Source organism: Pseudophaeobacter sp. (assembly GCF_048267565.1).
In the GTDB taxonomy this organism is placed as follows: Bacteria; Pseudomonadota; Alphaproteobacteria; order Rhodobacterales; family Rhodobacteraceae; genus Pseudophaeobacter; species Pseudophaeobacter profundi.
In genome coordinates this window covers 14712-39936 of sequence record NZ_JBLWXG010000015.1, presented here as the reverse complement: position 1 = coordinate 39936, position 25225 = coordinate 14712, and the positions used below count along the sequence as shown (strand labels likewise).

General features: G+C 61.1%; 19 protein-coding genes. 4 read left to right on the top strand and 15 right to left on the bottom strand.

The genetic code is table 11. The annotated features are described in order from the left end of the window. Nucleotides 1–2: 2 nt before the first annotated feature. Both ACN0VH_RS19575 and ACN0VH_RS19570 read right to left on the bottom strand, forming a co-directional pair. Nucleotides 3–2045 (bottom strand): hydantoinase/oxoprolinase family protein, encoded by a 2043-nt coding sequence (locus ACN0VH_RS19575; protein WP_417702137.1) that lies wholly within the window; start codon nucleotides 2043–2045, stop codon nucleotides 3–5. A 102-nt stretch (nucleotides 2046–2147) separates the two neighbouring features. Continuing rightward, nucleotides 2148–3053 (bottom strand): LysR family transcriptional regulator, encoded by a 906-nt coding sequence (locus ACN0VH_RS19570; protein ID WP_417702136.1) that lies wholly within the window; start codon nucleotides 3051–3053, stop codon nucleotides 2148–2150. A gap of 101 nt (nucleotides 3054–3154) precedes the next feature. On the opposite strand from ACN0VH_RS19570, the gene ACN0VH_RS19565 reads away from it, so the two are divergent. Beyond that, entirely contained in the window at nucleotides 3155–4258 is a 1104-nt protein-coding gene (locus ACN0VH_RS19565; RefSeq protein WP_417702135.1) for an NAD(P)/FAD-dependent oxidoreductase, read from the top strand. Nucleotides 4259–4260: 2 nt separating this feature from the next. On the opposite strand, the gene ACN0VH_RS19560 is transcribed toward ACN0VH_RS19565, so the two are convergent. Beyond that, on the bottom strand, nucleotides 4261–5586 hold the full coding sequence (locus ACN0VH_RS19560; protein ID WP_417702133.1) for an NAD(P)/FAD-dependent oxidoreductase: 1326 nt from the start codon (nucleotides 5584–5586) through the stop codon (nucleotides 4261–4263). Between the two features lie 162 nt (nucleotides 5587–5748). Between ACN0VH_RS19560 and ACN0VH_RS19555 the strand changes: the two genes are divergently transcribed. Further along, nucleotides 5749–6243, top strand: a complete 495-nt coding sequence (locus ACN0VH_RS19555) for an Lrp/AsnC family transcriptional regulator (RefSeq protein WP_417702131.1) — start codon at nucleotides 5749–5751, stop codon at nucleotides 6241–6243. Nucleotides 6244–6323: 80 nt separating this feature from the next. Here ACN0VH_RS19555 and ACN0VH_RS19550 read toward each other — a convergent pair whose 3' ends face one another. From ACN0VH_RS19550 to ACN0VH_RS19505, 10 genes are all read right to left on the bottom strand, one after another. After that, nucleotides 6324–7994, bottom strand: a complete 1671-nt coding sequence (locus ACN0VH_RS19550; RefSeq protein WP_417702129.1) for an ABC transporter ATP-binding protein — start codon at nucleotides 7992–7994, stop codon at nucleotides 6324–6326. Further along, entirely contained in the window at nucleotides 7994–8854 is an 861-nt protein-coding gene (locus ACN0VH_RS19545; protein WP_417702128.1) for an ABC transporter permease, read from the bottom strand. The genes ACN0VH_RS19550 and ACN0VH_RS19545 overlap by 1 nt, the downstream gene beginning before the upstream one ends. A gap of 2 nt (nucleotides 8855–8856) precedes the next feature. Continuing rightward, nucleotides 8857–9813, bottom strand: a complete 957-nt coding sequence (locus ACN0VH_RS19540) for an ABC transporter permease (protein ID WP_417702127.1) — start codon at nucleotides 9811–9813, stop codon at nucleotides 8857–8859. A gap of 91 nt (nucleotides 9814–9904) precedes the next feature. Then, entirely contained in the window at nucleotides 9905–11515 is a 1611-nt protein-coding gene (locus ACN0VH_RS19535) for an ABC transporter substrate-binding protein (RefSeq protein ID WP_417702125.1), read from the bottom strand. Nucleotides 11516–11594: 79 nt separating this feature from the next. Continuing rightward, nucleotides 11595–12326 carry an HAD-IA family hydrolase gene (locus ACN0VH_RS19530; protein WP_417702124.1) on the bottom strand — a complete coding sequence of 244 codons (732 nt, stop codon included), beginning with the start codon at nucleotides 12324–12326 and terminating at the stop codon, nucleotides 11595–11597. A gap of 294 nt (nucleotides 12327–12620) precedes the next feature. Beyond that, nucleotides 12621–13523: an NAD(P)-dependent oxidoreductase gene (locus ACN0VH_RS19525; protein WP_417702122.1), complete on the bottom strand. Its 903-nt coding sequence runs from the start codon at nucleotides 13521–13523 to the stop codon at nucleotides 12621–12623. Beyond that, complete coding sequence (locus ACN0VH_RS19520; RefSeq protein ID WP_417702120.1) at nucleotides 13523–14893, bottom strand: aspartate aminotransferase family protein; 1371 nt, start codon at nucleotides 14891–14893, stop codon at nucleotides 13523–13525. Before ACN0VH_RS19520 ends, ACN0VH_RS19525 begins: the two co-directional genes overlap by 1 nt. 15 nt (nucleotides 14894–14908) lie before the next feature. Then, entirely contained in the window at nucleotides 14909–15751 is an 843-nt protein-coding gene (locus ACN0VH_RS19515) for a GNAT family N-acetyltransferase (protein WP_417702118.1), read from the bottom strand. Nucleotides 15752–15881: 130 nt separating this feature from the next. Beyond that, nucleotides 15882–16979: an acetylornithine deacetylase gene (gene argE / locus ACN0VH_RS19510; RefSeq protein ID WP_417702116.1), complete on the bottom strand. Its 1098-nt coding sequence runs from the start codon at nucleotides 16977–16979 to the stop codon at nucleotides 15882–15884. Continuing rightward, entirely contained in the window at nucleotides 16979–17347 is a 369-nt protein-coding gene (locus ACN0VH_RS19505) for a cupin domain-containing protein (protein WP_417702114.1), read from the bottom strand. The genes argE and ACN0VH_RS19505 overlap by 1 nt, the downstream gene beginning before the upstream one ends. 207 nt (nucleotides 17348–17554) lie before the next feature. Here ACN0VH_RS19505 and ACN0VH_RS19500 point away from each other — a divergent pair, with 207 nt between their 5' ends. Both ACN0VH_RS19500 and ACN0VH_RS19495 read left to right on the top strand, forming a co-directional pair. Continuing rightward, on the top strand, nucleotides 17555–18220 hold the full coding sequence (locus ACN0VH_RS19500) for a haloacid dehalogenase type II (RefSeq protein ID WP_417702112.1): 666 nt from the start codon (nucleotides 17555–17557) through the stop codon (nucleotides 18218–18220). Between the two features lie 2 nt (nucleotides 18221–18222). Beyond that, nucleotides 18223–19524: an NAD(P)/FAD-dependent oxidoreductase gene (locus tag ACN0VH_RS19495; RefSeq protein ID WP_417702110.1), complete on the top strand. Its 1302-nt coding sequence runs from the start codon at nucleotides 18223–18225 to the stop codon at nucleotides 19522–19524. Nucleotides 19525–19657: 133 nt separating this feature from the next. On the opposite strand, the gene ACN0VH_RS19490 is transcribed toward ACN0VH_RS19495, so the two are convergent. Continuing rightward, nucleotides 19658–20647: a GNAT family N-acetyltransferase gene (locus tag ACN0VH_RS19490; RefSeq protein ID WP_278924516.1), complete on the bottom strand. Its 990-nt coding sequence runs from the start codon at nucleotides 20645–20647 to the stop codon at nucleotides 19658–19660. A 518-nt stretch (nucleotides 20648–21165) separates the two neighbouring features. Next, nucleotides 21166–25206 carry a hypothetical protein gene (locus ACN0VH_RS19485; RefSeq protein ID WP_417702108.1) on the bottom strand — a complete coding sequence of 1347 codons (4041 nt, stop codon included), beginning with the start codon at nucleotides 25204–25206 and terminating at the stop codon, nucleotides 21166–21168. Nucleotides 25207–25225 lie beyond the last annotated feature (19 nt).

The following is a 25225-nucleotide window of genomic DNA, read 5'->3' as shown; positions in this document are numbered from 1 at the left end:
GTTTAGTCCTCGAACTGCAGGTGAATGTTGAGGTGTTCATCGACGCGCGCCTTGGATCCCACCGGGATGGCAAAAGTGGTGTCCTCCTGCGCGACGATGGCTGGCCCCTCGAACTCCGTTCCGGCCGCCAAAGCGACACGGCTGTGCAGTGGCACCGGACGCCAGCCGCCGATGTGGACCTCTACATCGCGGGCCTCACCCGCCTCGACCTGCGCCAGTTCTGTCAGGTCGGGCTTGGGACCGGCCCCGATGGCAGAGAGTCTCAGGTTCACCAGCTCGATCTGTCCTTCGGGGTCATCGAAATCATAGATGCGCCGGTGGGTTTCGTGAAATGCCGCCGCCATGCGATCCAGATCGGATAGCGCGTCCGGCTCCAGAGCCACTTCGATTTCGTAGCTTTGCCCGGCATAGCGCATATCGGCGGAGAGCTTGAGGTCAATGGCGCCCTCGTGCCCTTGCGCGGCCAGCCAGGTCTTGCCTTCGGCCACCAGCTCCTGAAAATGCACCCGCAGTCCCGGCAGACCAGCCGCGTCGAGATCGGCAAAGACGGTGCGAATGAAATCACCCTTGAGATCGGCAACGAGACCACCAAGGGCAGAGACCACCCCCGGCCGACGTGGCGCCACAACCCGGGGCATGCCCAGTTCCTTTGCCAGAAATGCACCCAGCATGGGGCCACCGCCGCCAAAAGGCATCAGGGTGAAATCGCGCAGATCCACACCGGCCCGGGAAGAGAGTTTTTCAACCTCCACGAACATTTCGGAAATCGCGATATCCAGGATCGCCTGAGCGGTTTCCTCGACGCCACGACCCAGCGTTTCAGCCAGCTCTCCCACGACCTTGCGGGCAAGATCAACATTCATGTCCAGCTGGCCGTACGCCATTTCCGTGTGCCCGAGCCAGCCGCAGACCGCCATGGCATCGGTCACGGTCGCACGCGCGCCGCCCCGTCCGTAACACGCTGGGCCGGGCACGGAGCCTGCACTTTCAGGACCAACCCGAAGCACACCATGCGCATCGACGGAGGCGATGGAGCCGCCGCCGATCCCGATCGAACTGACTGAAACAGAAGGGATATGCAGCGGGAATTCACCCACCAGCTCATCGGAGCCAAACTGAACCTCGCCATCGATAATCAATGCGAAATCGGCTGAGGTGCCGCCGATATCCAGGGTCAGGATGCGACTCTCACCCGCTTGGCGTGCCAGCCATGCGGCACCGATCACCCCCGACGCGGTGCCGGACAGCAGCATCGACACACAGTCGCGACGCCCTTCCCCGGCCGTCATCACGCCGCCGTTGGATTTTGTCAGCATCGCCCGTGCGGGCACGCCCTGCGAATCCAGCCGCGCCTCCAGCGCCTCAAGGTAGCCCGAAACACGCGGGTAGACATAACCGTTGAGGATCGCGGTGGAGGTACGTTCGTATTCGCGGATCACCGGCCAAACTTCGGAGGCGGCGAAAACAAAGAGCTCCGGCGCGATCTTTTCGATCTCAGCGCGGATCTCCGCTTCCTGTCCGGCGTCGCGCCACGCATGCAGAAGGGACACGATGATGCCATCCGCCCCGGCCGCGCGCGCTTTGGCAACGGCCGCCTCGACAGCACCCTTGGGAGCATCGGTACGGGCGCCATCCGCACGCATGCGCACATCAAGACCAAAGATCATGTCGCGCGGCACAAGCGGATCAGGCCGGTGGCAGAACAGCGAATACATCTCTGGCATCCGCAGGCGGGCCAACTCGATGATATCTTCGAAGCCCGCGTTGGTTATCATCGCCAGTTTCGCGCCCTTGCGCTGGATGATGGTATTGATGCCCACGGTCGTGCCGTGAACGAAGCGGCTGACCGCCTGCGGCGACAGACCTTCGCGTTCGGCCAGCAGCGCAAATCCGGTGCCCAGCTCCGCGCCAGGATCATCCGGTGTCGTCAACACCTTGAGCGAAGCAATCCGCCCCGACCGCGCTTCAAGAGCGCAAAAGTCCATGAAGGTGCCGCCGATATCGACACCGATCTTCCAGTCTTCGCCAGGGAGTTGGCCGTCCATGGGTCATCGCCTTTCGTTCCGTTTGACCCAATTCGAGCAGAGCGGAGCGTGGCGGTCCAAGTCGGATGCAGTTCAATCCCATAAGTAAAACCTATGGGCAGGTCAGTCCTCCTGCCCAGTCGAGGCCAGAGTGGTCGGTAAAAGCGCGCGAATTTGACCCCGCATCAACTCGGCAGCGCGCGACAGCGACTTGCTTCTCAGGGTCAAAAGCGACAGCGGCAGGGTGGGCGATGGCGTCAGTGGACGGATTTCGATATTGTCGAACTGCTCCCAGGGCAGCAGAGAATCAACCACGGCAACGCCCAGCCCGGCCTGTACAAACCCCACCGCAGAGATCGAGGTGTCAATCTCAAGCCGAGGCGTGAAGCGCTGGCCATTGCGCCGCGCGACAGTGTTGAGTTCTTCATAGGGACGTGTGCCGGTTCGATAGGAAATGACCAACTCTGCGTCCAATTCGGCCAGGCTGACGGTCTCGCGCTCTGCCAACGGATGCCCCTTTGGCAGCAGGCAGCAAAAGCCAGTACGGCCCAAGACCTCTACCTCGATCTCTTCGGTCATCCGGTCGGTCAGCGCCAGCGCCATGACCACATCGCCCTCACGTAGCATCGTCCGCAGGGACTGCACCGGCGCGACGCTGCACCTGAGCGCGATATCCGGGTGCTGTGCGCGAAACGAGGCCAACACCCTTGGCAACAATGACATCGCCGCCGGGGTTGAACAACCCACCCGTACCAGCCCGGCGCGCCCGAGCTTCAGGTCAGCGGTCATCCGACGCAGCCCTTCCAGCTCGCCAAAGAGCCGTTCCGCCTCCGGGTAGAGCTCCAGCGCTTCGGGCGTCGGCTTCAGCCGTCCCTTTTCGCGGTCAAACAAGGCAAAGCCCAGTTCGTCCTCTGTATGGCGCAACACCTGGCTCAGCGCGGGTTGGGAGATATTCAGCGTTCGTGCGGCTTCGGTCACCGTGCCGGCCCGCATAACGGCTGTAAAAACTTCAAGCTGACGTGCTCGCATGATGCGCCCCCATAGGCTGAGCTTATGACTCTACTCATTTCCCGTATTTGACCCGAGAGGTCAAGGCGAGGTTTTCTAGCCTCATATGAAAAGGAGCATTCATGCAGGTGATCGTACTCGGTGGCGGGTTGATGGGCACGTCCACGGCGTTCTTTCTGGCGCGGCGCGGCGTGAAGGTGCGCCTGATCGAGCGCGGCTATATCGGCACCGGCGCCACGGTTGCCTCCTTCGGCAATATCCGCCGCACCGGGCGCAATCTCAACCAATTGCCGCTGGCCGCACGATCGCTGGCCTTGTGGAACCAATCGCAAGAGCTGCTGGGGCGCGATGTGGAATTCCGCGCCACCGGCCATTTGCGGCTTATCTTCGATGCAGAGGCCCGGTCTGACATGCAAACCTTTGCAGAGGCGGCCCGCCCCTGGGGATTTGACATCGACCAGCTGGAGCCCGCAGAGATCCAGCGCCGCTTTCCGGGGCTCGGCCCCTCGGCCATCGCCGCCAGTTTCTCGCCGCGCGACGGCAGCGCCAATCCCCGCCTCGTCAGCCCCGCCTTTGCCGATGCCGCCGCCCACCACGGCGCGGAAATCTTCTCACAGGCCGGTGTGCCTGAGATCAGAAAGACCGAGGCAGGTTTCGACGTCACGACGGCTCAGGGGCGTTTCAGCGCTGACATACTGGTGAATTGCGCGGGCGGTTGGGGACCCGCGATTGCGGAACAGTTCGACGAACCTGTGCCGCTTGCAATCAGAGGCCCGCAGATGGGCGTGACCGAGCCTTTGCCGCACCGCATCCTGCCGGTAGTGGGCATGTGGGCCCGCGACGGTGGCGCCTATCTGCGGCAGGTGGAGCGCGGCAACGTGGTCTTTGGTGGTGGCGTGCCGCAGGTGGACGTTCCGGAGGGAGGCTTCGCCCACTATGATCCCGCCGGATTGACCCGCCAGCTGACAAAACTCGTTCGGCTTTGCCCGGCGCTGGCCGACACCACGATCATCCGACATTGGTCCGGCACCGAGGGGTACGTGTCGGACAAGCTACCGATTATGGGCGCATCTGGTACCACAGCGGGCCTGTTCCACGCGTTTGGCTTTTGCGGCCACGGGTTTCAGCTTGGTCCTGGTGTGGGGGATACGATGGCCGAGCTGATCGCGACCGGAGCGAGCGAAACGCCAATCGACTACATGTCAATCACCCGGTTTTCAGCATGATCTCAGAAGCCTGCGACCTTGCCCCATTGCGCACTGTCAAAGCGGCTCAGCCGGTATTGCACCGTTTCCGTAATCGGCGTGCGCCCGGTCAGCATGTCCGCCACCAGGTGACCAACGCCCGGGCCGATGCCAAACCCATGCCCCGACAAGCCCGCCGCGAGGGTCAGACCCGGAATGCCGATATCGGTGTCGATCACGGGCACGCCGTCAGGGGTGCTGTCGATATAGCCCGCCCATTTGGCCTGCACGGGCACAGTTTTCAGCGCAGGCAACAGATCCCGCGCCCGGGCCAGGGTCTTGTGCACCAATGCCTCGTCCGGCTTCGGGTCCAGAATGCGTGTCCGCTCCATTGGGGTCACCTGATCGAGAGCCCAGATCTTGCGCGTTTCAAACTCGGCGTTCCAGGCTTGCAGCCCACCTGGCGACAGGGCGCGCCAGCGTTTGGCGAACATCGGCAGGAAGTGCTTTGCCCCCATAATGGCCGCAGGTGTCGGGTCCAGATGGCTGTGCCCCGAAACCGCCAGCGTATGCCCGCCATCGCCGCGGCGGGTGACGGAAACCGCGGCCGTGTGCAAGGCCGGTGGCAGCCCCTCCGCTCCGGGCATGACCGACAGGATGGAACTGCGCACCGCGGCCTGCGGGAAGAAGATACCCGACTGACGCAGGAAACTGGCCGCCCAGACGCCGCCCGACATGACAACCTGCCGCGTGCGAATGATGCCCCTCTCCGTCACCACGGCCGAAACAGCGCCGGCAGAGGTCTCGATCCCGCGCGCCGCGCAGTTCTGAACGACCACGCCGCCATGTTTCACGATACCTTTCGCAATGAGTGGTGCCGCGCGCTCGGGGTTGGCGACACCGTCGCTGGGCGACCAGACGCCGCCCTCCCAGCTCTTGCCGGTGGCAGAACCGCGCCGTGTCGCCTCAGCAGAGGTGAGCATTTGCGTATCGACGCCCTCTCCCCGCGCAAAGGCACCCCAACGCGCCCAGCCTTCAAGCTCGACAGCATCATTGGACAGATAGATCAAGCCGCAGCGGCGAAAGCCGAGATCCTCGCCAATGTCCGCAGTCATGTCTTCCCACAGGGCCAGGCTCTTGGTGGAAAGCGGCAATTCGCGGGCGTCGCGGTTCTGTTGCCGGCACCAGCCCCAGTTGCGGCTGGACTGTTCGGCGCCCACACGACCTTTTTCCAGCAGCACCACCTTTTGACCTGCACGCGCCAACCAGTATGCTGTGCTCACACCCACGATCCCGGCGCCAATCACCACGCAATCGGCGGATTCGGGCAACTCGGTCTGGGTCTCGATATGCAACAAGGGGGCCGTCATGATATTCTCCTCTAGTCCTCCTATCTTCTACGGCGGCGGCATCAGTTGCATCTGCCGGATCACCAGCCTGTCACGGCATTTCATGTCGAATGCGCTTGCCTTGAGCCGCGTCGTGCCTTTCACACGACGCATACGGCATACCGATTCCAAGGATTAGAAAGTATGAAGTCTCCCTACAAGCTCGACCGGATCGACCTCAGGATTCTTGCCGAGTTGCAACGGAACGGTCGTATCACAAACGTCGAACTGGCCGACCTCGTGCACCTGTCTGCCTCGCCCTGTTTGATGCGGGTGAAAAAATTGCAAAAGGCCGGGTATATTACCGGTTATGCGGCACAGATTGACATGGCAAAGCTGGGCGAGACGCTGACCGTCTTTACTGAATTCACTCTTGGCAATCACCGTCAGATTGATTTCGCCCGCTTTCAGGAGGCGCTGGAGAAGGTAGATTGCTGCGTCGAATGCCACCTTGTATCTGGCGGCTATGACTATCTTGCGAAATTCGTCACCGCCTCGATCACCGACTATCAGACCATCTTGGAAGGCCTGATTGATCGCAATATCGGGATCGACAAGTATTTCAGCTTTGTGGTGATGAAGACGCCCTTTTCAAAAACCCAGATGCCGCTGACCCATCTTTTTGAAAACAAGATCTAGCCTCCGCGGGACGCAGGACGAAAGAAGCCGCTGACAAGCAGCGGCTTCCTAAAAGGGTGCGTCTGGGTCGTCGCCCTGCTTCAGCGACCGGAAAACTGCGCGAGCAATTCCGGATCCTGCTCCAGACCGGCCAGCCAGCCTGTGTCCAGTTGCGGTACCGAGGAGATCAGCAGCCGTGAATAGGGGTGGGTTGCCTCCGTGGACATCGTGGCTGCGGGCAGCGCCTCGACCACCTCGCCCTTATACATCACCAGCACGTCGTCACAGATCGCCTCGACCGTCGAAAGATCGTGGCTGATGAACATGTAGCTTAGCCCCAGCTCGCCCTGTAGTTCCTTCAGCAGATCCAGGATCGCCGAAGCGACCACAGTATCCAGCGCCGAGGTAATTTCGTCGCACAGGATCAGCTCCGGGTTGGCCGCAAGCGCGCGCGCCAGATTGACCCGCTGTTTTTGACCGCCTGACAGCTCTCCCGGCAGCCGGTGGCGCAGATTGGACGGCAGATGCACCATGTCCAGAAGCTGACTGACACGGGCGTCGCGCGCCTTGCCCCGCAGTCCTTCGTAAAACCGCAATGGGCGACCTAAAATCGTGCCGATGGAATGCGCCGGGTTCAGCGCGGTATCGGCCAGCTGAAAAACGATCTGCATCCGCCGCAGATCTTCCTTGGAGCGCTTGTGCAGGGCTGGCATCTGCTCCTTGCCGTCGACCATGATCCCGCCGCGATAGGGCGGCAGGATACCGGCCACCGCACGCGCCAGCGTCGATTTTCCAGAGCCGGATTCGCCAACCACGCCAAGGTTACGGCCACGTTCAAGCTTGAAATTGATATCCTGCAGGATCTTCACCGCAGGTTCACCGCCGCGCATGGACCCGTAGCCGGCACAAAGGTCATAGACCTCCAGCACCGGCTTGGGTTTGGCGGCCGTGCTTGTCGCCGTCAGGGCCAGCGGTTGATGCGGGACCGGCTCGAACGCCGCGAGCAATTGTTTTGTATAGGCGTGGGTCGGGGCCTTCAGGATTTGCTCGGCTTCGCCGACCTCCTGCACCTCGCCACCCTTCAGCACGATGATCCGATCCGCGATCTGTGCCACAACAGCAAGGTCATGACTGACATAAACACCCGCGATGCCGCCCGCGCGCATCACCGATTTGAAGGCACGCAGCACTTCGATCTGGGTGGTCACATCAAGCGCGGTCGTCGGCTCGTCAAAGATCACCAGCTTGGGATCCCCGATCAGCGCCATCGCGGCCGACAGCCGTTGCAACTGCCCACCGGAAACCTGATGCGGGTAGCGATCGCCGATGGTCTCCGGGTTGGGCATGGCCAGAGCGCGGAACAGCTCGACCGCCTTTTTCTCCGCCTCGGCGCGCGGCATCAGGTCGTGGATGGCCGCGATTTCGATCACCTGATCAATGATGCGCTTGGACGGGTTGAAGGCGGCGGCAGCGGACTGCGGCACATAAGAGACCTCAGTGCCGCGCACCCGCGCCCGCGCCTTTTCCGACATCGCGGTGATCTCGGATGTATCCAGGCGAATGGTGCCGCCATCGATGCTGCAACCCGGACGCGTGTGCCCCATCAGCGACAGGGCGATGGTGGTTTTGCCAGAGCCGGACTCGCCGATCAGGGCAACGATTTCCCCGGGAGCAATGTCGAAACTGACGCCCTTGATGATCTCAACCTTCCGGTCGGCATCTGTGACGGCGCCGATGCGCAGGTCTTTGACGGTAACGAGGGGTGTTGTCATCATTCGCTCCTGTCGCGGATCTTGGTGGGCAGGTTGTCGATGAACATGTTCACCGAGATGGTCAGAGAGGCGATGGCGATCGACGGGAAGATCACCGCAGGCGCGCCGAGGCTCAGGCCTTCGATATTTTCGCGCACCAATGCGCCCCAGTCAGCAAAGGGCGGTTGAACGCCAAGGCCGAGGAAAGACAGACCCGACAGCACCAGCACGATGAACACAAAGCGCAGACCAAGGTCCGCCAGCACCGGGCCCAGAATGTTGGGGAAGATTTCCCGCACGATCAGATAGGCCGTGCGTTCACCGCGGGCGCGCGCGACAGTTACGAAGTCCATCGTGTTGATGTTGACCGCCAGAGCGCGGGCGAACCGGTAGGAACCGGGCATGTAGATCGCCGTCAGGGTCAGGATTAGCACCGGGATGGAAGAGCCGACGGCCGCGACAACCACGAGGCCAAACAGCAACGACGGGATGCCGTTGAACGCATCCAGCAGGCGCGACAAGATCATGTCGAACCAGCCACCGGCGACCGCCGCAACCATGCCGAGGATCACGCCAAGCGCACAGGCCAGCGTCACCGAGGCCAGCGCAATGCCGACCGTGTAGCGCGCGCCCATCAGGATCCGGGAGAAGATGTCACGACCCAGATAATCAGTTCCCAGCCAATAGTCGGATGACATTGGCCCGAAGAAGTCCCAATCGACGATCTCACCCGGTGGGTAAGGGGCGAATACAGGCCCCACCAGGGCCACAATGGCCCAGAAAAGGATGATCAAAAGCCCGATCTTGCCGACCCAGTTGAAGCGCCAGGTCTTCTCCTTCGGCTGTAGGGCATCGGTGGTAGGTGTAGAAGAATCTGCCATCATCAACGAAGCCTCGGGTTGGAAAGAATTGCAATCAGGTCGGCGAGCGTGATGAGCAGCAGATAGCTGCAACAAAAGATCATCGCGCAGGACTGGATCAGCGGCAGGTCACGAGTGCTGACAGCATCGACCATCAGCTTGGCAACGCCGGGATAGCTGAAGATCGTCTCGACAATGATGACCCCGCCCACAAGGTAGCTAAGCGACAAGGCCACGGCGTTTGCAATTGGCCCCAGCGCGTTGGGCAGCGCATGAACCAGCACCATCCGCTTGCGCGAGGCACCCTTCAGCAGCGCCATTTCAACATAGGGCGTGTTGATCGTGTCGATTACGGCGGCGCGGGTCATGCGGATCATTTGCGCCGAAATCACGAAAGACAACGAGATCACCGGCATCGCATAGGCCTTGAGCATGGCCGAAAGCGAACTGACATCCGCGCCGTAGCTGAGGGCTGGCAACCAGTCGAGCCAGACCGCGAAGATCAGCACCGCGAGCGTGGCCACCATGAACTCGGGCACCGAAATCACCGAAATAGTCATAACCGTCACGATGCGATCAAAGATGGAGCCACGCCACATTGCGGCGAAGATGCCCAGTGACAGGGCAATCGGCACGGATACCAGCGTGGTGACCCCCGCCAGACGCAGCGAATTGGCCAAGCGACCCCCGATCAGTTCTGCCACCTCGATGTCATTGACATAAGACCGGCCCAGATCGCCTGTCGGCAGCCCGAACAGCCAGCCGATGAAGCGGCTGATCGCGGGCTCGTCCAGGCCCATTGCATCACGCAGACCTGCGACGGCCTCAGGCGTGGCGGCCTGACCCAGCAGGATCTCGGCCACATCCCCAGGCAACAGCTCGGTCGCAAAGAAAACGGCAAAGGAAACGATAATCAGTGTCAGCAAGGCAATGCCAAGCCTCTGGAGCACGAGGAACCATGGCAAGAGAGATTGGGGCAATTCGGTCACCTCGTTCGGCCGGGGTTTAGAAGTTGTTCATGGGGGTAAGCTGGCCCGCACAAAGAGTGCAGGCCAGACGTTTTTGGACCTATCAGTCGTTCAGCCAGACGTATTCCGCGAAGGAATAGCCCATCATGCCGCCCAGCGGATTCGGCTTCAGGCCGCCCAGCTTGGAGGTGAAAGCATCCATGTTGGAAATAAAGACCGGGATCGCCGTGCCAGCTTCATTCGCCACCATTTCCTGCATTTCCCAATACATCGCGGTCCGCTTTTCTTCGTCCAGGGCACCACGCGCTTCGATCAGCATGCGGTCGAACTTGTCGGACTTATACTGGCTCTCGTTCCACGGCGCATCGGACGCATAAAGCAGCGAGAACAGGATGTCCGGCGTCGGACGCGGGTTGATGTTGCCGAAATGCACGGGAGACTTCAGCCAATAGTTCGACCAGTAGCCATCGGACGGCACTCGGTCGACCTTGAAGTCCATACCGATCTGATTGCCAGCCTGCTGCACGATTGTCGCCATGTCGACGGATGCTGTCGCGGCATCTGAAGCGACAATCGGAATTTCCGTGCCCAGCAAACCGGCCTTCTCAAACAGCGCCTTGGCGCGCTCGGGATCGTACTCGCGCGGCTTGATGTTGGGGTTGTGATAGCGGTTGGACGGCGACACCGGCTGATCGTTGGCGATTTCGGCCAGTCCGCGGAAGGCGGACTTCTGGATCGCTTCGCGGTTGATCAGGTATTTCATACCCTCGACAAACCCCGCTCTGTCCCCCGGGTCCATGTCCAGCCGCATGTTGAGGTTGGTGTAGTTGCCCGAAGTGCTGACCAGTGTGTTGACGCTGTCGTTGCCATCCAGCAAGCGGGCGGAACGCGGGTTCACAGCTGCGGCATAGTGGATGTCACCCGACAGCAATGCGTTGACACGTGCGTTGTTATCAGAGATCGCGAAGAACTCAAAGCTATCAAGGTACGGACCCTGCTCTTTGAAGTAGTTCGGGTTTTTCGCACCGATAGAACGCACGCCAGGCTGGAATTCTTCGCAGGTAAATGCACCGGTACCGTTCGCCGTGGTGAAATCGGTGGTGCCATCCGCGATAATCATAAAGTGGTGCAGTGCCAGGATGGTCGGCAGGTCGGCGTTGGGTGCGTCCAGAACGATCTTCGTGGTAAGGTCATCGATCTTGGAGATCTCGGTCATCTGCTTGGCGATGGAGTTCACCTTCGAACCAACAGCCGGATCAAGGTGACGTTTGAGCGAGTAGACAACATCATCCGACGTCAGCGCCTTGCCGTCATGGAAGGTGACGTTCGATTTTAGCTTCACTTCCCAGGTCTGCGCATCATCAGACGAGATGCTGTCAGCCAGTTCCATGTGAACCTGGCCGGCATCGTCGAGGAAGGTCAGACGGTTGTAGAACGCGCAGCAGCGTACGTAATCCGTGGACAGCGAGGCCTTGGCCGGATCAAGCGTGTCCGCAGTAGACGACGACCATGCGGCCGCGCGCATGGTGCCGCCGCTGACGGGCGTTGCCGCAACCGCACTGGAGGCGCGCATCAGAAGCGAGCCACCAGCGGCGGCCGCTATCCCGGAGGACATCATCATTTTCAGCAGATCGCGGCGCGATGCACCGCGGCGGATCATGTTCTCGACCATCGCGTCGTCTTGGCTGGTCCAGTTTGTCGGGGTCTTTGTCATGGTTGGGTTCCCTGTGTTGAAGGATGGTGAAACACTTGGCGATCTTATCGCCGCCTACGGTCGGATTGGGTCGAAAGGCTTACGCGCCAAAGGCATCTTCTGCCGCTTGGGCCAGCTCGATCAGCGCGTGGAAATGGTAGTCGGGTTCGGTGAATTCTTTCGGCTCAATCGTGCCGCCGTAGCCGCTCTGCCCATGGCGACGCTGGATCCAGGCATTTGTCATGCCCAACTCCCGAGATATCCCAATGTCATGATACTGACTTTGAGCCGTGTGCAGGATGTCGTCCTTGGTGCCACCATCTCCGATGACACTTGCAAAAACCTGATGGAAGTAATCCGGATCCGGTTTCTCGCAGCCTGTGTCGTCGGTTGTGAACCCGGCCCAGAAAGGCTGCCCCAACTTTTCAGCGTATTTGTCAAAGGCCCACCGGCGCGCATTGGTCATCGCGATCAGCTTGTACCGCGCCTTCAACTGTTTCATTGCCTCGACGCTGTCGGCAAAGGGTTTGGCCTCGCCCACCGTGTCGATCATCAACTGGCGGTATTCTTCCGTATCCGGCAGACCAAATGCCTCAGCGATGCGGGAATAACAGCGCCCAAGGTCGTCAGGAAACAGACCGGCACCGGGTTCATAGCGCGCATCACGATAAACCGCCAAAGCTGCCTCGCCGTCGATATCGACGTGTTCACGCTCGGCAATGACAGCCAGCCCATCCTTGATCGCACCTTCGAAGTCGATCAACGTGCCAACCACATCAAAGGTGACATAGCTGAAGGCAGTCAGCGGTTTGCTTGCAATGGTCACTTCCATACCGGTTTTCCCTCTGCAGTGGCCGGGTGGCCTGTTTCGTTCCGTATTCTGAGCGCGGCCCCATGACGCATTTTCTGCTGCGGCCTTGCTTGTATCTGTTCGTCGAGGGCCGCTAACCGTCGTCTCGGCGTCATATACGCAACCTGCGCGAGACGGATCGGCTGTCACAGGCTTGTTGCATTCACATTGAACGGTTCAGGCAGGATGAAATCTCCGAATGCAGCCGAGTGATCGGCATTATCTTCTGTATTCACCTGCGAAGCGGCATTTCTGCTGTAGCTTTCGGAGCCTCATTCAATAGCCCAGCGTCTGGTCGACAAGCCCCGGAAGTTTTTCCCTGGAACGGTCGGCGCGGATCACGGCCAGGGCGTGCTCGACACCTTCGCGGGCATCGGTCTGGCCAGCCACATGCGGCGTGACAATGACGCGCGGGTCGCTCCAGGCCCAATGGTTGGCCGACAGCGGTTCCGGATCGGTGACGTCCAGCATCGCCGAGGCAACCTTGCCACTTTCGAGCGCGCGTCGCAGCGCGTCCAGTGGCAGCTGCGCGCCGCGGCCCGCTTGCACCAGCCGCGCGCCCTCGGGCAGCTTCGCCAGGAACGCGTCATCCATCAGACCGCGGGTCTGCGACGTCAGCGGGAGCAGGCAGATCAGCGTCTCGGCCTCGGCCAGGAAGGCATCGATGCCGCTTGCGTCGAACATCCGCACATCCTGCGGCCCGCGCCCCGAGCGCGACCAGCCAAGCACGTCGAAGCCCATGCCGCCAAGCGTCTCTGCCGCCAGCGAACCGATGCGTCCCATCCCCATGATGCCGACCTTCGCGCCGCGTGACAGCGAGATCGCCCCGCCCTGCCACAGCCCCTCCCGGGCCTGTTCCAGATAGCTTGGCATATCGCGGTGCAGCATGAGCGTGGCCATGACGACCCAGTCCCGCACCATCTCGTCCACGCTGGCCGCGTAGGTGCGCACCAGCGCGATGCCCTCGGGCATCACCGGCATCTGGTCGACGCCGGCGCCAACGCAGATCACCACGCGCAGGTTCGGGTAGACCGACAGGTCCGCGGGCGGCTGCCAGCAAGCAAGATACGTGACTTCCTCAACAGGCGCGACCTCGTGGTAGAAGACCTCGCCGACCTCGGAACAGATCTCGGACCATACGGCAGCGCGCTCAGGCGGCCCCAGCAGCAGCAGTCCCATCAGCGCATCACCGCGCGGATTTCCGGATCTTCAAGTGTCAGGTCCAGCACCTTGCGGGTGCGCTCGACGATGGCGTCGATTTCCGTATCCGTGCAGCACAGCGGCGGCGCATAGCCAAAGATGCCCTGGGCAAAGCTGCGCACGATCAGACCCTGTTCCCAGGCGCGGTCAAACAGCCGTGTTGCGGCCTGAACTTCGGCCGGAAGCGGCGTCTTCTTGTCCTTGTCAGTGACCATCTCAACGGCGGCCAACATGCCACGACCGCGCACGTCACCCACCAGCGGGTGATCGCGCAGGGTCTCCAGACCGGCCATCAGACGCGCGCCCGCCTTGCGGCCATTGTCCAGAAGCCCCCCTTCGTAGAGCTTCAACACCTCCAGCGCGACCGCAGCCGACACCGGGTGCGCGGAATAGGTGAACCCGTGACCCACGGCCTTGGTCCCTGCCCCTTCGGCAATGGCCTCATAGACGTGATCGCGCATGAACACCGCGCCCATCGGCAAATAGCCTGAGGTCAGGCCCTTGGCGCAGGTCATCAGGTCGGGCACGATGCCTTCTTCGGCGCTGGCAAACAGCGGGCCTGTACGGCCAAAGCCGGTGATGACCTCATCCGCCACGAACAGGATGTCCATTTCGGCACAGGCATCGCGCATCGCCTTCACCCAGCCCTTTGGCGGCACCAGCACCCCGCCCGAGCCCTGGATCGGCTCGACGTAGAACGCGGCAACCTTGTCCTCTCCGAGTGCGGCAACCTTGGCTTTCAGCTCTGCCACGGAGGCGTCGATTATATCCTGATCGGTGGTCAGCGGGTTGCGATAGGCATAATGCGAGGAAATTTTATGCTGCCACTGGTAGGGCACACCAAAACCATCGTGGAAACCCGGCAGCGCCGTCAGGCCCGCGCCCATGGTGGTGGACCCGTGATAGCCCTGCTCGACCGAGATGAACTGATCGCGGTTCGGCTGCCCCTTGGCGTGCCAGTAGTAGCGGATGAAGCGGATCGTGCTGTCCACCGCGTCCGAACCGCCGAGGCTGAAATAGATGTGGTTGAGGTCGCCGGGGCTGCGCTCTGCCAGCTCCGCGGCCAGACGGATGGGCGCCTCGGCACCGAGGTCGAAATAGCCCGTGGCATAGGGCAGCTCGCGCATTTGCTGGGCGGCTGCCTCGACCACGCTTTCGTGGCCGTAGCCTGCATTCACACACCACAAACCGGCAAAGCCGTCGATCAGCTCGCGCCCTTCGGCGTCGGTGACGGTCGCGCCCTTGGCCGAGCGCAGAACACGCACGCCGCGCTCTTCATGGCCGCGAAAGGACGAGACAGGGTGAACAAGGTGCTGGCGGTCCAGCTCGACTAGGGAATTGGTCAGCATAATGCTCTCCGAAGATCAGCCCAGGGCCTGCGAAGCGAGGGCGTAGGTTTTGAATTCTGAAGGTTCAACAGGGCGGTCGGCTTTGGTCATTGCGGTGCCGCCGCCGACATGGGCCAGCCCGAGGCTTTCAGCGTGTGACACAAGCGCGGGATCGGGCAGATCTATGCGCAGGAACCGGCCCGCACATTGGATGGCTGCGGCGGACATCAGCGCGCGTGCGGTTTCCAGGTCCTGAGCCACGATAGGCCCCAGCACCTCACCCCGGCCGAAGGGGCGCAAAATGGCAAAGCCGCGATCCGTCGACAGAACCTGCCCCTGACCCGCCATTGCCGCAAGCAACTGGCTGCGCTCCATGCCACTGGCGGCGGTGTCCATTGCAGCCAGCCGGTCGATATCAGCTTTTGCGCCAACCTCGACCGGCAGGGCCGACAATGCCGCAAGAGCCGTGCCCTGATGCTGCACAATCTGCGCCACAGCCGTAAAGCCAAGTTTTTCATATAGCGGAAGACCGTCCGCGGTTGCGGTCAGGCGCAGTTCACGCGCCCCGCCCAACTCCATCACACGCTCCATCAAGCGACGCCCAAGCCCCCGCCCCCGCATCCGCGCATCGACGATAATCATGTTGACCGACGCCACGTCGCCAAAGCAGGTACAGAGCGCGGTGCCCACAACTTCACCATCGGCCTGCGCCACCACACCTTCGGAAACCGACAGCACCATCTGCCAATCCTGCGCACGATGCGGCCAGCCCGCCTCCTGCGACAGCCGAAGGGCACCAGCAATATGCTCAGCGGCAAAGGGCGCGATGATGATCTCGGGCTTGGGCTTGGTTTCCGCGAGGGGAGAAACTGTAGTCATCGGGACTCTCTCGTATCGTCAGTTTATAACGTCAGGTTAGCGTACACACGGCGGCAGGTTCCGCCTGATCCGCGACGTGCAAAGCAGTTTTCGCTGCGGCGGATCGAGACCGCCGCAGGAAATGCCGCATTCAGCTAAGCCGCTGGCCGAGCGCCAGAACCATCTGCGTGGTGGCAGCCAGTTCCGCACGGGTCAGGTACTCTTCCGGCTTGTGCGCACGGCCAATATCCCCCGGACCGCAGATCACCGCAGGGACGCCGGCCTGCTGAAACAGGCCTGCCTCGGTGCCATAAGAGACCGCCTGCAAAGGCGCATTGCCCGAAAGATCTGCCACAAGTGCTGCAAGGGGGGTTCCTGCATCCAGCGCCAGCGCCGGGTAGGAGGAAATCCATTCCGCATCGATGCCCGGCAGCGCCAGAAGCGGCGCAAGGATCTCTCGGGGGTCAGCCCCGGCAATGGCGCGCGCCTCGACGCGGGCCACGGCGCGGTCGGGTATGATATTGATAGCCTGACCACCTGCCAATGTACCCACCTGAACCGTCGAATAAGGCGGCGCGAACCGTGTGTCCTGCAATTTGGCTTGCAGTCTGGTCGCCAACGCCACCACCTCCGCCAAGGCCGGAACGAGCACATGGATCGCGTTCTGACCCAGATCGGGGCGGGATGAGTGACCGGACTGGCCCGTCGCCGTCAGCTTCAGCGCCGCCTTGCCCTTGTGCGCCAGCACCGGCACCAGACCGGATGGTTCCCCCACGATGCAGCCCAGAGCGGGCGCACAGAGATCCGGCAGTTTCGCCAGCATATGCGGCACGCCCTTGCAGCCGGCCTCCTCGTCATAGGACAGCGCGATATGGATCGGCGCCGACAACTGCATCGCCGCAAGCTCCGGCACAGCCGCAAGAACCGCCGCATCAAAGCCTTTCATGTCGCAAGCACCGCGCCCGATCAGACGGTCGCCCTCCGAACGCAGCGCGAAGGGATCCCCCCGCCACTCCGGCTCATCCGCCGGGACCACATCGACATGGCCCGACAGGATATAGCCGGGCACCGACGGGTCGCCGATGGTGGCGAACAGGTTTGCGCGGTCGCCTTCGGGTCCAGGCAACAACGTCACCTGTGCCCCATGCTCTCTGAGGTAATCCGCAATGCGCTGGATCAGCGTCAGGTTGGATGTGCCGACGATGCTGGGATAACCGACCATCCACTCCAGGATTTCGACGGCCCGCATCAGGAGGCGATCACGAAGATCTTCTTGAGGGTTTCCAGCGTTTTCCAGGTGCCGACAAAGCCGGGCTTCATCACAAAGTTATCGCCGGCGCTAAATACATGCGTGTCGCCGCCATCCTCTGCAATCTCGCATTTTCCCGACAGGATGTGGCAGAATTCAAAGGTTTCACCCTTGATCGAGATGGTCTTGCCCGCAGTTGCTTCCCATACCCCTGTGCGGATCTTGCCCCATTTGGCGGCTTCCGCCAGCGCGGTGTCCAACTCCCAAGTCTTGAACGAGGGGCTGCCCTCGACCAGACGATCAGGTGCGGCAACGCTTTCCTTGGCATCAAAGGAGGGGGCGGTTTCAAGAGGAACGAGCAGGCTCATGGTAGGTCTCCGGGTTAAATCTGTAGATGTGTAATTAAGATGCCCGCACCGGCGCGGCCACAGTCACCGAATGCGCGACCCGCACGGCAGACCCTGCCGAGACTTCGGCGGCAAACGCAATTTCATGCGCTCAAAGCTGCAAACGCAGCAGGCGCTGTGGTCGTAGCCGGGTCAAGATATCCCCATCACGTAGATCCGGAGACTGACATGACCTTCCGCCCCAAATTCATCACGTTCGACTGCCACGGCACGATGATTAACTTCGACATGGCAGGTGCGGCACGCGACTTTTTCGGCGCGGAGCTTGGCGCGGAGAAGATCGAAATCTTCATCCGCGATTTCTCCGCCTATCGTCTTGACGAAGTGCTGGGTGCCTGGAAACCCTATGCCGAAATCGTTCACAACGCGCTGGAACGCACCTGCAAGCGCAATGGCGTTGCCTTTGATGCGGCGATCGCGGCAAAGATCTACGACCGCGTGCCCACATGGGGCCCACATGCCGATGTGCCCGCAGGCCTCGCCAAGATCGCACCCCATATTCCGCTGGTGGCGCTGACCAATTCCATGAACAGCCAGATCCCGCACAACATCGAAAAACTCGGCGCGCCCATCGCGCATGTGTTCACCGCAGAAAGTGCCGGGGCCTACAAGCCGCAGATGCAGGCGTTCGAGTATATGTTCGACCAACTGGGCTGCGGTCCCGACGATATCCTGCACGTCTCCTCGTCTTTCCGCTATGATCTGATGACGGCCCATGACCTCGGCATCAAGAACAAGGTCTGGGTCAACCGCGGCCACGAACCTGCCACCCCCTTCTACGGCTACACCGAAGTGAAAGACGTCTCCGAACTTCCCGGCGTGGTCGGCCTGTAAGCATGAGCACCGCGATGCAGTATAAATCCTACTGGCACGACACATCCACACCTTTTGCCTCCGCCCAGGCGGGTCCGGTCGAGGGCAAGGTGGATGTGGTTGTCATCGGCGCAGGCTTCACTGGCCTCAATGCCGCCCGCAAGCTGGCCCGAGAAGGAGTGAGCGTCGCGGTGCTTGAGGCGCAATTCGTCGGCTTCGGCGGCTCGGGCCGCAACGGCGGGCACCTCAACAACGGCATGGCGCATGGCTACGACGAGGCCAAGCACCACCTTGGCGCCGACCGTGCCAAGACCCTCTGGCAGGCCTATGACCGCTCCATCGACATGATCGAGGAGGTCATCGCCGAAGAGGGCATCGAGTGTAATTTCCGCCGCTCCGGCAAGTTGAAGCTGGCCTCTAAGACCAGCCACGTCGCCGGTCTGCGGGCCGGGTTCGAGACGATCCACCGCGAGGTCGACCCCGACACGCGATTTCTGGACAAGCACGAACTGTCGGACGAGATTGGCTCAGAGCAGTTTCACGGCGGTATGTTATATGCCAAATCGGCAATGATGCACATGGGCCGGTATGTCACCGGACTTGGCGAAGCGGCCAGTCGCCACGGCGCGAAAATCTGGGAAAAAGCGCCGATGACCGGCCGACGTCGCGAAGGCAACGGCTGGGTTATCGAAACCCCAAAGGGTGAAATCCGCGCAGAGCGCATCATTGCGGCCACCAATGGCTATTCCAACAGTGTCGACGCCGCGCCCTTGCGTTATTTCAAGAAGCGCATCATCTCTGTCGGGTCTTTCATCGTAGCGACGCGTCCCCTGACCCCCGAGGAAATAGCCGCGACCCTCCCCGGCAACCGGACCTATGTCACCTCCATGAACATCGGGAACTACTTCCGGTTGTCACCTGACAATCGCCTGATCTTCGGCGGTCGGGCGCGGTTCTCCGCCACATCGGACCAGTCTTCAGACGAGAAATCGGGCAAAGTTCTGCGCGCGTCACTGGCGCGGATGTTCCCGCACTTGGCCAATGCGGACATCGATTATTGCTGGGGCGGCATGGTCGGCATGACCAAGGACCGTTACCCCCGCGCCGGCGAGGCGGACGGCATGCTCTACGGCATGGGCTATTCCGGCCACGGCGCGCAGATGTCGACGCTGATGGGGCAGGTGCTGGCGGATATGGCCATGGGCCGCACCGACACCAACCCGTTGCAGGGCCTGTCCTGGCCGCAAGTGCCATTGCACTCTGGCAAGCCGTGGTTCCTGCCTTTGGTGGGATTGTATTTCGGCCTGAAAGATCGGCTGTCCTGACCCTCAGGCCCAGTGGTTCAAGCAAATGGAAGGGGGCCTCTGGCTCCCTTCTTTTTTCGGTTTTCCGCCGCGATGCGACCCCCTTGACGACTGCACCCCGTTTTGCAGTCTTGGCAAAACCCCGGGGGCGATGTCAGCCCAGCGATTGCAGGGCAAGCCCGTAGGTTTGCGGTCCACTCTCTGGCCGACGTTTGCGGCCGAACCGCATGTCGGTCACGGTGTCAAACACCCCCAGTCCCGCCGCAGACAGGAATGCCTCGAACGCGGCGCTTTCCGTCATACTGTCACAACGCAAGAACTCTCCTTCATGGGCGAGGACGAAATGGCCGGTCAGCTGCATAGCGACCGCATCCTGTTCCGCAACGACCGGCCCGACCAACCGGCCCTTGCCGAATTTGCGCAACATCGCATAGCCCTCAACCTCACCACCGCGCTCAGCCACGACCACCTCAGAGACCTTCAACAGCGCGTCAAGGATCACGGTCCGCTTCGCGCCATAGGCATGGGCATCCAGGGCGCGCAAACTTGGCAGATCTTCCGGCTCCATCGGGCGCACCAAAAGACCCTGAGGCGTCTCGGGCGGACGGATCGCACGCGCTCTGCCCTGATGCTGAGACACGGTTCCAACTTTGACGAAACCGGCACTTTCATAAAGCCGATAGCCTTGACGCGTCGCAGACAAGCGCAGATCCCGCCCGGCCTGATCGCGCATCACGCGACGCAACAGCCGTCCGCCGGTGCCCTGCGCCTGAAGCCGGGGCGTCGTGACCATCATACCGAGCATTGCGAAATCCTCGTCAGCGGGAAAACTCATGGCAGAGCTTAAGGGCCGTCCGATTTGATCCAGCGCCACGTAGCCACTTCCAATATCGACCATCAGCGCGATATCGGGCGCTCTGTGCGGCCAGAACACACTGACCGTCAATTCGTGCAGACGCGGCACCATAGAGTGATCCAGACCTTCGATTGACGCCTTGTAGATGTCGACCTGTAGCCAGTCGCTCTCGATTTTTGGCGCTTCACGAAGCATAAAGGCCCGATAGCGGGCGAGCGCTTCGGGTGGCATCAGTTCAGCGCTGCCGACAGGCAACACGACGTCTGATTGTTCTTCTACCACGCTCATGTTCTCGTCTTTCCGTTACTGGTCCGTCGCCGCATTCCGGGGCATTCCCAAGAACAGTATCAACCGGAACCTATAAAACCTTCTGCCGTATCAAGACCGCTACCCAAAGTTTCTGCCGTTCTTTACACCGCGCCTTGACACAGCCGACACGGCGCGGAAAGGGCACACAGGCCCTGATCGCGGCAGGGCTCTGTTGCGCAAAGCGCGTGAAGCCCGGACTTCCGCTTTCCCCAGACGCACTCTTCCTATGGGCTCTGTGACGTGTATGCCGACCGCGGTGTCGCCGTTCAGGACTGCGGCGCGGATCTGAAGTTCTGGATTGCTGTTCATATCCGCTGCACCTTCAGTAGGAAACTTTTCGTCATGAATCATCAATCTAAGGTCGGCTGACGTCAATGGGCTGAAGCCAGCCAATTTCGATTGTGGGGAATCTGGCAGGGTCTTTCGCACCTGCAGCAGAGCGTTCGCTGCGCATTGTCTGAATGTCGAGCTTGGGCCGTTGGTGGGGCTACTCTAGGTTACTTAGCCAGATCACGCGCGTCGCTAGCTTGCAACTCAGCGGTGCGCTTCAGCAAGGCGATCTGCCCTAAATCCATTCGCACCCGGCCAATTTCTGCCATACCCGGACTATCCTGAAACAGCGTTGGCGTTACCAGTGGCGCTTCTTCTGTCCGGTTTTCTATCGCCGCCACCCGCGTCATGAGCAAATCGGCCAGAGAGGTCAGCAGCGCCTTGTTGCTGTCATTCAGTGCGCCCAGCTTGCGATAATCGGCCACCAGCCCCTTCAACGAACCAATCGTCTCTTCTACCGGGCGCGATTCCATCAAGGCCTTGGCTATCTTCCCTGCCGTATCTGCGTCCAGCAGGTCGTCCTTGCCTGCGATGGCGTCCTGCAACGCACCGCTGCGCAGCAGGTTCCCGGCCCCTTCGCCATAGGGAAAGGCCTTGGCCACGGCGGTCAGCTTGTCGATATGGTCATCCGTGATCCCTGTTGCCATGGTCGCTATTTCAATCTGGCCGCGTTTGTCTAGCACCCGTTCCCGCGCTTCGTGGCTGAGCCCATCCAACCCTTTGGCCATCAGCACATCCGCCAATTCAGCGAAGGCTGCATCGCCACCGGGCATCACTTGGGTGAGCGTGGTACAAGAGGACAAGATATTTGGCAAATAGGCCGCCTCCATCCCGACGCCTTCCATATTCACAAGATCAAATCCGCGTTCAGTTCCGGCGATCATTGTGTTGACATTGTCGAGCTGTGACAGGCGCACGCGCAATTCAGCATCCTGCTTGTGCATCGCCTTCAGGTGCTGCTGGGAGGCTTCCTTATCCCCGCCTTCGGGGGCGAGCGGGTAATCCGGAGGCGCCAGGCCCCGCCCGCGCAACCGCTCTATGCCTCCCGCGCGCCATTTGGCGCGTTCGTCTTCCTCTTCTGCCCCAAACACCTGAAGCGAAGGATCAGAGGACAGCGCGTCAGAGCTGCGCGTCTGCAAGGCCATCACAAAGCCAATGCGCGCGCCCATCTGAGCAGCATCATAGTCGGCCCCACCGCCTGTGACCTCGCCGAGCAGCCGGTTCAACTCGGTATCTGCGGGTGAGGTAATGTTGCTGACCTGATCGCGGCTCACAGCCGCCTCGGCCAGCTTGCCCGCGCCAATCAGGGCGCGCACCATCTTTTTGCGCCAGGCCTGATGCCGTTCGCTGGCCGGATCGGTGCCCGAGGGTTGGTCGGCCTCCTTGGCCAGCGCCGTCGCCACCTGCGCGGTGGCCTTTGCGGCTGCTTCGGCGGCGGCGGCCTTCAGAGTATCGGTCGTTGCATTGCCCGGCTTGAACTGACTATCAAGTCGCGCCTTCTTGTCTGATCCGGTGCCGGTCTTGCCCGACTTGTCCGGCTCTTCAAAGGCGCTGCCGTCTGGCCCTAGCGCCAGCATGAGCGAGGCATAGAGCTTTTCCACCAACTCTTCATGGCTCTCCTGTCCGAGCGCCAGCCGCATCATGCCAGGGCTGGTCGATAGCGATGAAGTATTCTGAAACCCGAAACTCATCCGCGGATCAACACCTTGCGAGTTCAGCAAATAGGTCAAAGTGGTTTGCTCCCGCGCCTTCATGCGCTTTTCTGCCTCCTTGGCAGAACCCGAAGTATCATCCATCACCCCGGCGCCCCGCGACAGGCGCGCATTGGGCAGTTCGAGGAAGGGCAGCCCCTCGTCGTAGCCCGTATTTGTTTTCTTGCTCGGCGTGATCACATCGCCGAGAAATCCACGCACAAAACTAGCATTGTCGGCAGCACGGGTCAGCATCTGGCGCTCTACATCGCCTTCGTGGGCCAGAAAATGCGTGACGATCTGTGCCTCTTCATTGTCCATGATGATTTCCGAGGCTTCCGCCGCTGTCGCAACATCCCAGGGCGCACCGCCCTCATCGATGGTCTTGCTGATCACCGTCAACCCGCCGCCCATAGCCTTGCCGGCGCCAAGGCTGGGATATTTCTGGTAACTTTTGTTCAGTAGGATTTCGAGCCGCCCGACATTCACCAGATCCTTGAAATGCACCACTAGCTTGTCAAGTTCCTGTTCGGTGCCGTCGCCATCCCGTTCCACCGTTGCATCGACGATTAACACTGCCGGTTTGGTAGCGGTTTCCAGCTTGGCGCGGTGCAATTCCAGAACCGGATCAACCTTGGCGAACAGCTTCTCCAACGTCCAGCCACTGCGATCCGCATCCTCTTCTTTCGTAACAGGGGTCGACGGATTCAGTGTCGCCATGATGACCGGAGGTTTGTACGGATCGGTATCGGGCGGAGCGACCGTGATGGCGGCGGTGTTGTCCGTATTGGTCAGGTTTGCCTCGACCTCAAAGTAATTCGCTGCATGGCTGGCCCCCTGATCCACCAGATGCAACGATGTATTGCCGGTGCGCGCAAAAGCGGTTTCAACCGCCGCTGACATGGCTCCCATTCCCGAGGACAGCATGAAGGTCTTGTGCTTGACATCCGGCATTTCGGTGTCGCCAACACTCGGCATCCGGCGGCTCATTTCCTTATGGGTGGCTTCGCGGTAGCTGGCTTGATCATAGGGTTTGACCGTAGCGAGTACGAGATAGGTCTCGTCCACCAGCAGATCGAACAATCTTGAAAAGCGAGGGGTGTCGTTGACGTAAGTAGGCATGACTTCCATCAGCCGCCCGATCTTGTCGAGCGCGCTCTTGACCAGCTTATTCTGCTCGAACGCCTCAACCTTGTCGCCCAGTGCGCTGAGGGCCTTTTGCAATCCTTCCACCATCTGCGCGGCGGCGCTGGCCGTTTGTTTCATCGGGTGTCCTGTCGGCATCTCGGCTAAGCTGACCCCGCCCGGCCCGGTGGTAATGGCGGCAAGGGTGACTGAATTCCGCGGCTGGGTGGAATCGAGCATCGAGGCATCGCGCAGAATGTCGAAATCCGCATCATCCGCGGCAAGGCGCTCAATCTCATAGGCCGATGGTGTCGCGCCTGAGCCTTCAATCAGGCGGCTGCGGAAGGCCGGCAGGGGCGGGTCGCCGCTCGTGGGGTCGTTCATGATCATAACATGGAGATTGCCGTCAATCTTCTGCACCCGCTGCATCATGGTTTTATAGCTGCGGCTGCCATTCTGCGGATCTTTCCAATCCGGGCCATAGACACGGTCCAGCTTGCCCTCTATGTCGGGCGAATTCACGAAAATCACCTTGCCTTTGGCCACATCTGTGGCGCTGACTTCGGGCCAGAGACGGTCGGCTTCGGTCTGCCCGACCCTACCAATCTCCGCCTGCCGCTTTTTCTGGTAAAGCTCGAACATCTTGTGCTCAAGCTTACCGGACAGGCTGTCGCGCTGATAGGCCGAGCTGTCATCATGGACGTTGCGAATGCCGGGCTGGTCGTCGCGGCCAACCAGCGTTTCAATGGTGCGGAGCGCATAGCTTTGAGCCAGATGATGGCCCGCATCTCCTGCGCCGTTGGTCAGGCCCACAAGTTCTGCGCGGCGGTCAGTCGAATAGATGCGCTCTTCGACCTGGTCAATCGTGGCGGTGCGGTCCACGGAGGCGCGGTCACGCAGTCGGTTTTGGGCTGATACGAAAAAGGCAGCGCGTTCCGGGTCGTAGAAGCGGCTTTCGCGGGCGATCAGCCAGTCATCAATATCCTCCACCGCATCTGGCTTGCCAGCGAGCATCCTCCGCGCTTCGGTCAACAGGGCGCCATCGGCGGCTTCATCGGTGTATCTGATGGCCTCGCACTCGGTCTTCATCCGGCAAATCAGATCCTTTGCGCCTTCCGGTTCGGGATCAAGTTTGGCGATTTCCCTGCTCAAATTCAGTAGGTTGACCGAGTCCGGGTTCTGGCTTTGCCGCCGTATCTTGTCGGCGCATAGTGGCAGCACCGGATCGAGCAATCCCGCAATACGTATATGCGCCTCAGCGCTTTCTGCATCGAAAGAGCGATAGCGTGCATCCGGGGCGAGGCCAGCGCCGCGCCGCCCCTTGGTCGTCAGATAGCTGTCATCATAGCCCCAGCGTTTTTTCCAGGCTTTGAGTTCTTCCAGCTTTCCCATTGGGTATTTCCCTTTGCAC

What these genes read in the sequence shown, in the direction of transcription:
- ACN0VH_RS19500 (WP_417702112.1), top strand. Translation starts at nt 17,555, where the DNA reads ATGACCTTCCGCCCCAAATTCATCACGTTCGACTGCCACGGCACGATG.
- ACN0VH_RS19555 (WP_417702131.1), top strand. Translation starts at nt 5,749, where the DNA reads ATGAAGTCTCCCTACAAGCTCGACCGGATCGACCTCAGGATTCTTGCC.
- ACN0VH_RS19530 (WP_417702124.1), bottom strand. Translation starts at nt 12,326, where the DNA reads ATGGAAGTGACCATTGCAAGCAAACCGCTGACTGCCTTCAGCTATGTC.
- ACN0VH_RS19485 (WP_417702108.1), bottom strand. Translation starts at nt 25,206, where the DNA reads ATGGGAAAGCTGGAAGAACTCAAAGCCTGGAAAAAACGCTGGGGCTAT.
- ACN0VH_RS19505 (WP_417702114.1), bottom strand. Translation starts at nt 17,347, where the DNA reads ATGAGCCTGCTCGTTCCTCTTGAAACCGCCCCCTCCTTTGATGCCAAG.
- ACN0VH_RS19575 (WP_417702137.1), bottom strand. Translation starts at nt 2,045, where the DNA reads ATGGACGGCCAACTCCCTGGCGAAGACTGGAAGATCGGTGTCGATATC.
- ACN0VH_RS19520 (WP_417702120.1), bottom strand. Translation starts at nt 14,893, where the DNA reads ATGCTGACCAATTCCCTAGTCGAGCTGGACCGCCAGCACCTTGTTCAC.
- ACN0VH_RS19535 (WP_417702125.1), bottom strand. Translation starts at nt 11,515, where the DNA reads ATGACAAAGACCCCGACAAACTGGACCAGCCAAGACGACGCGATGGTC.
- ACN0VH_RS19565 (WP_417702135.1), top strand. Translation starts at nt 3,155, where the DNA reads ATGCAGGTGATCGTACTCGGTGGCGGGTTGATGGGCACGTCCACGGCG.
- argE (WP_417702116.1), bottom strand. Translation starts at nt 16,979, where the DNA reads ATGCGGGCCGTCGAAATCCTGGAGTGGATGGTCGGTTATCCCAGCATC.
- ACN0VH_RS19550 (WP_417702129.1), bottom strand. Translation starts at nt 7,994, where the DNA reads ATGACAACACCCCTCGTTACCGTCAAAGACCTGCGCATCGGCGCCGTC.
- ACN0VH_RS19495 (WP_417702110.1), top strand. Translation starts at nt 18,223, where the DNA reads ATGAGCACCGCGATGCAGTATAAATCCTACTGGCACGACACATCCACA.
- ACN0VH_RS19545 (WP_417702128.1), bottom strand. Translation starts at nt 8,854, where the DNA reads ATGGCAGATTCTTCTACACCTACCACCGATGCCCTACAGCCGAAGGAG.
- ACN0VH_RS19560 (WP_417702133.1), bottom strand. Translation starts at nt 5,586, where the DNA reads ATGACGGCCCCCTTGTTGCATATCGAGACCCAGACCGAGTTGCCCGAA.
- ACN0VH_RS19490 (WP_278924516.1), bottom strand. Translation starts at nt 20,647, where the DNA reads ATGAGCGTGGTAGAAGAACAATCAGACGTCGTGTTGCCTGTCGGCAGC.
- ACN0VH_RS19515 (WP_417702118.1), bottom strand. Translation starts at nt 15,751, where the DNA reads ATGACTACAGTTTCTCCCCTCGCGGAAACCAAGCCCAAGCCCGAGATC.
- ACN0VH_RS19525 (WP_417702122.1), bottom strand. Translation starts at nt 13,523, where the DNA reads ATGGGACTGCTGCTGCTGGGGCCGCCTGAGCGCGCTGCCGTATGGTCC.
- ACN0VH_RS19570 (WP_417702136.1), bottom strand. Translation starts at nt 3,053, where the DNA reads ATGCGAGCACGTCAGCTTGAAGTTTTTACAGCCGTTATGCGGGCCGGC.